The organism is Okibacterium fritillariae (assembly GCF_052783725.1).
The window spans coordinates 3,144,707-3,154,576 of record NZ_CP199917.1 but is presented as its reverse complement, the minus strand read 5'-3'; the positions used below and the strand labels follow the sequence as shown (position 1 = coordinate 3,154,576).

At 66.5% G+C, this 9,870-nt stretch carries 11 protein-coding genes; 10 read left to right on the top strand and 1 reads right to left on the bottom strand.

The genetic code is table 11. The annotated features are described in order from the left end of the window. Positions 1 to 107: 107 nt before the first annotated feature. The 9 genes from ACUWEX_RS14495 (at position 108) to ACUWEX_RS14455 (ending at position 7,118) form a co-directional block, all read left to right on the top strand. The gene (locus ACUWEX_RS14495) at positions 108 to 1,142 is read left to right on the top strand and encodes a metal ABC transporter substrate-binding protein (protein WP_445996702.1); all 1,035 of its coding nucleotides are present in this window, start codon (positions 108 to 110) and stop codon (positions 1,140 to 1,142) included. Positions 1,143 to 1,297: 155 nt separating this feature from the next. Further along, positions 1,298 to 2,143 (top strand): metal ABC transporter ATP-binding protein, encoded by an 846-nt coding sequence (locus ACUWEX_RS14490; protein WP_445997654.1) that lies wholly within the window; start codon positions 1,298 to 1,300, stop codon positions 2,141 to 2,143. Between the two features lie 53 nt (positions 2,144 to 2,196). After that, a complete protein-coding gene (locus ACUWEX_RS14485) occupies positions 2,197 to 3,072 on the top strand; it encodes a metal ABC transporter permease (RefSeq protein ID WP_079728888.1) in 876 nt (291 codons plus the stop codon). Positions 3,073 to 3,164: 92 nt separating this feature from the next. Continuing rightward, positions 3,165 to 3,584: a Fur family transcriptional regulator gene (locus ACUWEX_RS14480; protein ID WP_079728887.1), complete on the top strand. Its 420-nt coding sequence runs from the start codon at positions 3,165 to 3,167 to the stop codon at positions 3,582 to 3,584. Between the two features lie 172 nt (positions 3,585 to 3,756). Continuing rightward, positions 3,757 to 3,993: a 50S ribosomal protein L28 gene (gene rpmB / locus ACUWEX_RS14475; RefSeq protein ID WP_077054656.1), complete on the top strand. Its 237-nt coding sequence runs from the start codon at positions 3,757 to 3,759 to the stop codon at positions 3,991 to 3,993. Further along, on the top strand, positions 3,993 to 4,160 hold the full coding sequence (gene rpmG, locus ACUWEX_RS14470) for a 50S ribosomal protein L33 (protein WP_077054657.1): 168 nt from the start codon (positions 3,993 to 3,995) through the stop codon (positions 4,158 to 4,160). The genes rpmB and rpmG overlap by 1 nt, the downstream gene beginning before the upstream one ends. A 2-nt stretch (positions 4,161 to 4,162) precedes the next feature. Beyond that, positions 4,163 to 4,468, top strand: a complete 306-nt coding sequence (rpsN, locus tag ACUWEX_RS14465; RefSeq protein ID WP_077054658.1) for a 30S ribosomal protein S14 — start codon at positions 4,163 to 4,165, stop codon at positions 4,466 to 4,468. 251 nt (positions 4,469 to 4,719) lie between these two features. Further along, positions 4,720 to 5,007 (top strand): HU family DNA-binding protein, encoded by a 288-nt coding sequence (locus ACUWEX_RS14460; RefSeq protein ID WP_077054659.1) that lies wholly within the window; start codon positions 4,720 to 4,722, stop codon positions 5,005 to 5,007. Positions 5,008 to 5,135: 128 nt separating this feature from the next. Then, positions 5,136 to 7,118 carry a cytochrome c oxidase assembly protein gene (locus ACUWEX_RS14455; protein WP_445996701.1) on the top strand — a complete coding sequence of 661 codons (1,983 nt, stop codon included), beginning with the start codon at positions 5,136 to 5,138 and terminating at the stop codon, positions 7,116 to 7,118. A 6-nt stretch (positions 7,119 to 7,124) separates the two neighbouring features. Here ACUWEX_RS14455 and ACUWEX_RS14450 read toward each other — a convergent pair whose 3' ends face one another. Beyond that, positions 7,125 to 8,357, bottom strand: a complete 1,233-nt coding sequence (locus tag ACUWEX_RS14450; protein ID WP_445996700.1) for a hypothetical protein — start codon at positions 8,355 to 8,357, stop codon at positions 7,125 to 7,127. Between the two features lie 45 nt (positions 8,358 to 8,402). Here ACUWEX_RS14450 and ACUWEX_RS14445 point away from each other — a divergent pair, with 45 nt between their 5' ends. Beyond that, positions 8,403 to 9,689, top strand: a complete 1,287-nt coding sequence (locus ACUWEX_RS14445) for an ATP-dependent DNA helicase (RefSeq protein WP_445996699.1) — start codon at positions 8,403 to 8,405, stop codon at positions 9,687 to 9,689. Positions 9,690 to 9,870 lie beyond the last annotated feature (181 nt).

Below are 9,870 nucleotides of genomic sequence, written 5' to 3'. Positions count from 1 at the left end.
GTCGCCGAAAGGCGGCCTCTCCGTCGTTAACGAGCTCGAGCTTCCAATCACCCCTCCGCGTCGTCAGCGATTTTGATTACGGTTATCAATAAGGTAGCGTTTTCGACATGAAGAAGACCGCTCTGGGCGCCATCGTCGCCACTCCGCTCGTAGCCGCACTCATCCTGACGGGGTGTTCGTCGACGGGCGGCAGTACGGCTGATTCCGGCAAGGTGCAGATCGTCGCATCCACCAACGTCTACGGCGATATCGCCAAGCAGGTGGGTGGAGATGACGTCGAGGTGAAGAGCCTCATCACGAGCGCGGCGCAAGACCCGCACAGCTATGAAGCGAGTGCGCAGGACCGCCTGGCCGTGTCCCGAGCCGACGTCGTCGTGGAGAACGGTGGTGGGTACGACCCGTTCGTCGACACGTTGCTCGAAGCCGGATCGACCGAGGGCGTCGTCGTGATCAATGCATCCGAGCTGTCGGGGCTGATGCCCGGGCATGAGGGCGAGGCGCACGACCACGAGCACGAGGACGAGACATCCAGCCCGGCCGCTGAAGCGGAAAGCACGGGGGCTGCCGACGCCACGAGCACGGGGGCTGCGGACGAGCACGAGGGACACGATCACATCGAGGGCTTCAACGAGCACGTGTGGTACAGCTTCCAGGCAATGGACGAGGTTGCGCACGAACTCGCGCACGAGCTGGGGGAGAAGGATGCCGCCAACGCCGAGACCTACGAGAAGAACTATGAGAACTTCTCGGCGCAGTTGAAGGAGCTCGAAGCATCCGCGGCTGCGCTGAAGCCGCAGGCGGAGGGCAAGGGCGCCGCCATCACCGAGCCGGTGCCGCTGTACCTGCTCGAGGAGATCGGCTTGCAGAACAAGACGCCCGATGCGTTCAGCGAGGCGATCGAGGAAGGCACGGACGTTTCGCCGGCCGTATTGCAGGAGACGCTTGCCATCTTCACCAATCACGAGGTGGCGCTGCTCGCCTACAATGAGCAGACGAGCGGGCCCGAAACGGCTGAGGTCGAGAAGGCGGCGAAGGATGCCGGCATCCCGGTCGTGTCCTTCACTGAAACGATGCCAGAAGGTGACACCTACGTGAGCTGGATGACCGCGAACATCAAGGCCGTCTCGGACGTGCTCGAGTAGTGAGCTCTCCGAACGAAGACCTGGGCGCCACCGCCGAAACGGCCGGTGGCGCTTCGGCGCGCCCCGCGGGTGCTGAGGGAGTGAGTCAAGGCGCCTCACGACCACGAGGGGCCGAGGCTCGGCGGCGCGGGAAGACCGGGGCCGCGGCATCCGCTCTGCAGTTGAGCGGGGCGAAGCTCGGGTTCGGCGGGCGCACGCTGTGGGATGGGCTGGATCTCGATGTGCGGCCCGGGGAATTTCTCGCCGTGCTGGGCCCCAATGGCTCGGGCAAGACGAGCCTGTTGAAGACGATTCTGGGGCAGCAGCAGCTGGATGCCGGCAGCGCGCACGTCGGCGGACACATCGCGCGGCGCGGGGACCGTCGCATCGGATACATTCCGCAGCAGAAGCTGATCCCCGCGGGAACGCCCATGCGGGGCCGCGACCTGGTGGCGCTCGGTGTGAACGGACATCGCTTCGGCATCCCCTTCACGGGGAAGCGGGAGCGCGACGAAGTCGACCGGTTGCTCGCGGATGTCGGGGCGACGGCCTATGGCAACGATCCCGTCGGCGTGCTCTCGGGTGGAGAACAGCAGAGGCTGCGTGTGGGACAGGCGCTGGCCGGCGACCCGCTCCTTCTGCTGTGCGACGAGCCCTTGCTGAGCCTCGACCTGCAGCACCAGCGCGGCGTGAGCGAACTCATCGATCGGCGCCGGCGTGAGCATGACACCGCCGTCGTGTTCGTCACACACGACGTGAACCCCGTGCTGGGCATGGTCGACCGCATCCTCTACCTGGCCGGCGGGCGATTCCGTGAAGGAACGCCCGACGAGGTGCTGCGCGCCGACGTGTTGTCGGAGCTGTACGGCACCCCGGTCGACGTTCTGCGCACGGGCGGACGCGTGGTCGTCGTCGGGATTCCCGAGAGCGAACCTCAGCATCATCACGAATCGGATGGCAGCGGCGCAGTCGCCGGTGCGCCGACACGTCTGCCCGATGTGCGGGACGGTGGGGCGCGATGAGCGGCGGTATGAGTGTCATGGGATTCGTCGCGGCAGTGGGCGGCGGTGTGAAAATGGATGATTCCCTCTGGGGGCGTCTCTTCAACTTCGAGAACTACGGCGAGCTGCTCGGCCTGGTGCAGAACTCGATCATCGCGGGTGCGGTGCTCGGCATCGTGGGCGGTCTGATCGGCGTGTTCGTGATGCAGCGCGACATGGCGTTCGCGGTGCACGGGATCAGCGAGCTGTCGTTCGCCGGAGCATCCGCTGCCCTGCTCTTCGGGGCGAATGTGGTGGCGGGCTCGCTCGTGGGATCGCTGGTGGCCGCCATCCTGATCGGCCTGCTGGGGGCGAAGGCGCGCGATCGCAACTCGATCATCGGCGTGCTCATGCCGTTCGGGTTGGGGCTCGGCATCCTGTTCCTGGCCTTGTATCCGGGGCGCAGCGCAAACAAGTTCGGGTTGCTGACCGGGCAGATCATCTCGGTCGACGACCCGCAGCTCGGCATCCTCATTGCCATCAGCATCGTCGTGATGGTGGCGCTGCTGCTGATGTGGCGACCGCTCACGTTCGACAGCCTCGACGCGGATGTCGCTGCCGCGCGTGGTGTGCCCACCCGCGCGGTGTCGCTCGTCTTCATGGTGCTACTCGGCCTCACCGTCGCGGTGTCGGTGCAGATCATCGGGGCCCTGCTGGTGCTCGCGCTGCTGGTGACGCCGGCCGCCGCCGCTCTGCGCGTGTCGGCGTCGCCCGTGCTCGTTCCGCTGCTCTCCATGATCTTCGGGTTCGTGTCAGCGGTCGGAGGTATCCTGTTGGCGATCGGTGGCTCGCTGCCGATCAGTCCCTACATCACCACGATCTCGTTCGCGATCTACGTGGTGTGCCGGGTGATCGGGTTGAGGACGAGTGCGCGTGCGGGTCGGATGCATCGACAGAACGTCGCGGTCTGACCCGGGAGTCCGAGTGGGGCGCACATCCGGCAGTAGACCGGGGCGCGTGTGGCGGTAAACGTTCCATCGCGGGGCGGATCAGAGGAGACATGATGGTTGCGAAGAGGAACACCTGGCAGCGCGAGGCCGTGCGCGGCGCGCTCGACCAGAACGAGGGTTTCATCAGCGCGCAGAGCCTGCACTCCTCGCTGCGCGACACCGGATCGCCCATCGGACTGGCCACGGTGTATCGCGCCCTCGCCGACCTGCAGGCCGAAGGTGAGGCAGATTCGCTGCAGTCGCCCGAGGGGGAGAGCCTCTATCGTGCGTGCGAGTCGACCGCCCATCACCACCACCTCATCTGCCGCAACTGCGGTAAAACCGTCGAGATCGAGGCGACCGAGGTCGAGCAGTGGGCGCACCGCGTCGCCGGCGAGCACGGGTTCACCGAAGCGCAGCACATCGTCGACATCTTCGGACTGTGCGAGGCCTGCTCGCAGAAAGCGGCCGCGGCCAACTCCTCCGCCCGCTAGTCCGGCGACGAGAGTTGCGGCATCCGGGTGTCTGCGTCTAAGCTTGATGTTTGGCTGGGTGGATTCCGCTGCCTAGACCGCACATATACCCCCTTTCTTTCAGATTGGGGATGAACTGTGCCGACAAGAGATCTTGGGCAGGGCATTCGCTCTGCGGTAATTGGAGGAAACCATGGCAGCAAACTGCCAGGTGACCGGCGCCACTCCCGGCTTCGGGCACAACATTTCGCACTCGCACCGACGCACCAAGCGTCGTTTCGACCCGAACATTCAGAAGAAGACGTACTACGTGCCGTCCCTGCGTCGCAACGTGACTCTCACGTTGAGCGCTAAGGGCATCAAGGTCATCGACGCACGCGGCATCGAGTCCGTCGTCAAGGACCTCCTGGCCCGTGGGGAGAAGATCTAATGGCAAAGCACCAGGACGTACGTCCGATCATCAAGCTCCGTTCGACGGCCGGCACCGGTTACACCTACGTGACCCGCAAGAACCGTCGCAACGACCCCGACCGTCTCGTGCTCAAGAAGTACGACCCCGTAGTGCGCAAGCACGTTGAATTCCGTGAGGAGCGCTAAACATGGCTAAGAAGAGCAAAATCGCCAAGAACGAGCAGCGCAAGGTTATCGTCGAGCGTTACGCCGCCAAGCGCCTCGAGCTGAAGAAGGCGCTCGTCGACCCGAACGGCACCGACGAGTCCCGCGAGGCCGCACGCCTCGGCCTGCAGAAGCTTCCCCGCGACGCTTCGCCCATCCGCCTGCGCAACCGCGACGCGGTCGACGGTCGTCCCCGTGGACACCTCTCGCGCTTCGGCATCTCGCGCGTTCGTTTCCGCGACATGGCGCACAAGGGCGAGCTGCCCGGCATCACCAAGTCCAGCTGGTAATCAGCAGACATTCACGTTCCGAAAGGGCGATCGACACCACGTCGGTCGCCCTTTCGGCGTTCCCACGCCTCCACGTTTGCTGGGACACGCCGACGGAAAACGCCTTTTAGGCCCAATGAACCGCGAAAACGCGGGGAATCCTGGTACATTCGAGGCGGTCGATGAGACCGGTAAGGATGTGACCCAGGTCGCATCGATTCGTCTACAACAAACTCGCTGTGCAACACAGCACGTCCGAGGAGGACAACTCAATGGCTGATAAGACGCTTAACAAGACCGAACTGGTTGCCAAGGTCGCATCCGAGTCCGGCCAGAGCCAGGCCGCCGTCAGTGGCGTCCTCGACTCCCTTTTCTCCGTTCTCGCCGACTCGGTGAAGAACGACGTCAAGGTCACCATCCCGGGCTGGCTCGCCGTCGAGCGCACCTCGCGCGCTGCCCGCACGGGCCGCAACCCGCAGACCGGCGCTGAGATCGCCATCCCCGCCGGCCACTCGGTCAAGGTGTCGGCTGGTTCGAAGCTCAAGGCTGCGGTCAAGTAGTCTCACCTGCACTGATCAGAAGGGGCGTCGCGCAAGCGGCGCCCCTTCTGGCGTTAACGCGCTCCCACGCTCCCGTGCGGGGCCGGCGCGGGCAGGGAACGCTCGGGTGGAGAGCGTAGGCTTATGAAGTGCCACGCTTACCCCGCATCGCCGCGCCCGCGGCCCTTCTGGTGGTCGCATTCCTCGCGCTCATCGCCGCACTCGCTTATGGCGGGGGCGCTACGGCGCAGTTGCTCGCCGACCCGGGCGCTCTCGTGCGCTGGGGGCTGCCGGCATCCAAGATGCTCGTCAACATCGGCGCGGCCGTGATGATCGGTTCGGTGGCGCTGGCACTCTTCGCGCTGAGCCCGAAACGCGACGAATACGGGCATGCGCTCGACATCGCCGCGGCCGGCGCCGGGTTCTTCACCGTGGCATCCGGTCTGACGGGGTTCTTCACCTTCCTGAGCGTCACGAACACGGCGTTGTCGTTCGACGACTCGTTCGGCGCCAAGCTGGGCCTGTTCTTCACGCAGGTCGAGGTGGGCCAGGCCTGGCTCGCCACCACGCTCATCGGCGCGACGGTCACGGTGCTGTGCTTCGCGATTCGTGGGCAGACGCTCATGTTCTTCGTGGGGCTGCTGGCCGTGGCGTCGCTCATCCCCATGGCCCAGCAGGGGCACGCGGCCGGCACCTCCGGGCACAACGCGGCCATCACGGCGCTCGGGCTGCACCTGCTGTTCGCCGCCGTCTGGCTGGGCGGGCTGATCACGCTGGTCTTCATTCGCAAGGATCTCGAGCAGGGGCGTCTCATCGCCGTGCTGCGACGCTATTCCACCCTGGCGCTCGTCTGCTTCATCGTTGTGGCCGTCTCGGGCTATGTCAGCGCAGAGTTGCGCATCGGCAGCCTCGACCGGTTGCTCACCCCGTACGGCGTGCTGGTGCTGGTCAAGGTCGCGGCGCTGATCGTGCTGGGCATGTTCGGCGCGCTGCACCGCAACTGGATCATCGACCGCATGGCCGCCGCGAGCACGACGGTTGCGGCATCCATCACCGGTCGGTTCTGGTGGCTGGCCACGGCCGAGCTCGCGTTCATGGGAGTGGCGACGGGTGTGGCCGCGGCACTCGCCCGCACGGCGACGCCCGTGGGCGAAGAAGTTCCGCCCGTGCAGACGCCCGCGCAGCTGCTGACCGATGAGCCGCTGCCCGCGCCCCTCACCTTCGTGCGCCTCTTCACCACGTGGGACTTCGACCTCATCTGGGTGCTCGTCTGCGCGTTCGGCATCTTCTTCTACCTCGCCGGCGTGCGGCGCCTGCGCAAACGCGGCGACGCCTGGCCGGTCTACCGTTCGGTGCTGTGGGTGCTCGGCATGCTCGTGCTGTTCTACCTCACCAACGGCGGCATCAACGCTTACCAGGACTACCTGTTCAGCATCCACATGCTGGGGCACATGGGCCTGACCATGGCCGTGCCCGTGCTGCTCGTTCCCGGTGCCCCCGTGACGCTCGCCATGCGTGCCATTCAGAAGCGGTCGGATGGCTCGCGCGGCGCCCGTGAGTGGATCCTGCTGGCCGTGCACTCCAAGTTCGCCGGTGTGATCGCCAACCCGTTGGTTGCGGCCGTGCTGTTCGCGGGCTCGCTGTGGGTGTTCTATTACACGCCGCTGCTGCGCTGGGCCATGACCGACCACTTCGGACACGAGTGGATGATCATCCACTTCCTCATCGTCGGCTTCCTGTTCGTGCAGTCGCTCATCGGCATCGACCCGGTTCCCTACCGCCTGCCGTATGCGTTCCGCTTGCTGTTGCTGCTCGCGACCATGGCGTTCCACGCGTTCTTCGGGCTCGCGATCATGTCGAGCACCGGGCTGTTCCTCGCGGACTGGTTCGGGGCGATGGGTCGCACCTGGGGCGATACGCCGTTGATCGATCAGCAGACCGGTGGTGGCATCGCGTGGAGCGTCGGCGAGATTCCGACCGTGGCGCTCGCGATCGTCGTGGCCATCCAGTGGGCGAAGAGCGACACGAAGGAACAGAAGCGCGTCGACCGCAACGCGGACCGCACCGACGACGCCGAACTCAAGGAATACAACCAGCGGCTCGAGAAGATGGCCGCGCGCGACTCTCGCTAGCGACGGCTAGTTGCGGCGGGAGGTGGGGGCCGGTTCGGTGACGACCGTGACCTTCTGGTCGCCCGTGACGAAGACCGAGCCGACCATGTCGAAGTCGACGTCGTCGTCGAGCTGCTTGACCGAGCCGTCGAAGAGGGACTGCACGGTGACCTCGATCTGCGCGGTGCCGGGCGTCGACGGGATGCTCCAGGCATCCTCACCGGCTTCGATCTCGATCTCGGGGTATTCGGTCATGGACCAGGCCGCATCGCCCTGCACGCGGTCGTCGATCGTGGTGCCGAAGGGGCAGCCGGTCGGCAGCAGGACCGTCTGCTCGGCGCAGGCGTCGAGCTGGTCGTCGACGGCCTCCTGAACGGCGTCGACGAAAGCGTCGGTGGGCGCCGTCGTGACCGTGGCCTCATCGACGGCGGCGGGCTTCTCGACCAGGAGCTTGTCGGGGGAGGCGGTCAGGAGATCGGACTCGTGGTCGAAGGTGTAGCGGCCCGGGGTGAAGACCTGCAGGTTGACGACGTTGTTGAAGGCCGGCTTCTCGCCCTCGGGCGCTACTTGCCGCGTGTCGACCGCGAAACCGTTGGCGCGGAACGACGTCGAATGCTCGACCGTGAGGTTCACGACCGACAGCGGGCTCGTGTGGAAGCGCCAGGCGGGGATGAGCGGGAACCGGGTTCCGGCCGATTCGACGTCGAAGGTCGACTCGCCGAACACGCCGCCCGCGTTGTAGGAGTAGCGCACCTCGTGGCGGCCGTTGCCGCGATCGGTGTCGGAGACCAGCTCGATGTCGGTGAGGGTGCCAAGGGCGGCGCGGCGGAGGAGGGCGTCGGAGGCGTCGGCGGGAAGATCGTCAGCGGCGAGCTGTTTGGCCGAGACGGCGACCCCCGGCACGGCGAGGGCGGCTGCGGCATCCCGCGCGGCGAGATGGCCGAGGTAGGTGCGCACGAAACCGGCGGCCGAGTAGACGTCGCGGTTGAGGGCACCGATCGTGGCGCCCACGGCACCGAGGAGCAGGGCGGCGACGACGATGAGCGCGATCACCGAGCGGCGGCGCGAAGCGGGCGTGCGCGGCGCGGGCTGCTGCTGGGGGGTTGCTGGCGCGGAGCCGTAGGGCGGCTGCGGGACGCCCGCGGGGGGCATGGCCGGGCGGGGCGGGACGGGCGTGCCGGCGGCGTACGGGCCCGCTGGCGCACCCGGGGCCGGCGTCGGCGCGGCGGAGGCGGGGTCAGTCGGGCGGTCGTTGCTCACCCGGCTATCATAAAGGAGCCCGATCGCCGCACTACGAAGGCAGCCGTGAAGAACAAGATCACCCTCTCCGCCGAACAGCAGGCGGTGTTCGAGCGGATCGAGGAGACGCGCGAGAATCTGTTCATCACGGGCCGCGCCGGCACGGGAAAATCGACGCTCCTCAACCACCTGTCGTGGAACACCGAGAAGCAGATCGTCATCTGCGCGCCGACCGGGGTTGCAGCGCTCAATGTGGGCGGCCAGACCATCCATTCGCTGTTTCGGTTGCCCATCGGTTTGATCGCCGACCACGACCTCGACCAGCCCGACAACGTGCGCAAACTGCTGAACAGCATCGACACGCTCGTGATCGACGAAGTCTCGATGGTGAACGCCGACCTGATGGACGGCATCGACCGCAGCCTGCGCCAGGCCCGGCAGCGCCGCCTCGAACCCTTCGGCGGCGTACAGGTGGTGCTCTTCGGCGATCCCTACCAGCTGGCACCCGTGCCCGGCCGCGGCGATGAGCTCGAATACATCAATGACAACTACCGCTCGTTCTGGTTCTTCGACGCGAAGGTGTGGCATGAGACGCCGCTCAACGTGATCGAGCTGGGGCAGATCCACCGGCAATCCGACGACCACTTCAAATACATGCTGAACGCCGTGCGGCACGGACAGGTGACGGCCGAGATCGCCGGCGTGCTCAACAGCACGGGCGCGCGCACCCCGCCCGACGACGGCACCATCACGCTGGCGAGCCGCAACGACGCCGTCAACCGCATCAACCACGCCTCGCTCGCCAAGCTGCCGGGCCGCGCGCTGACCGCGAAAGCCGAGGTGTCGGGCGACTTCGGCAAAGGGGCCTACCCGGCCGACGAGGCGCTCGAGCTGAAGGTCGGGGCCCAGGTCATGTTCCTGCGCAACGACGCCGGCGGCGGAGGCGACGGCCAGCGCTGGGTGAACGGCACCATCGGGCAGGTCACCAAGATCGACGCGAACGTCTGGGTGGATGTCGAGGGGCACGAGTTCGAAGTCGAACCCGTCGTGTGGGAAAAGTACCGCTACACGTACTCGGCCGCGACCAAGCAGCTGCGCAAGGAGATCGTCGCGGAGTTCACGCAGTTCCCGCTGCGCCTGGCGTGGGCCGTGACCATCCACAAATCACAGGGCAAGACGTATGACAGCGCGATCGTCGACCTCGGGGCGCGCGCGTTCAGCCCCGGGCAGACCTATGTGGCGCTGAGCCGGTTGACCGCGCTCGAGGGGCTGTATCTGACGCGACCGCTGCGGCCCTCCGACGTCATCGTCGACAAGGACGTCGAGCGGTTCATGCGGGGCATCGAGCGCTAGAAAACGCGATCGGCGCGCTCGGCCGCAATCGTGAGCTGTTGCGCAAGCGTAGGCGCGGACGCGGTCGCCGAGTCGATCGCTGGCTCAATGATCCGGAAGTGTTGAGCGGCGGGCGTACCGGCACGCGCGCTTCAGCGGGCCCACGACGATGAAGCGGCAAACGGCGGGGCTTCCTCGCGCC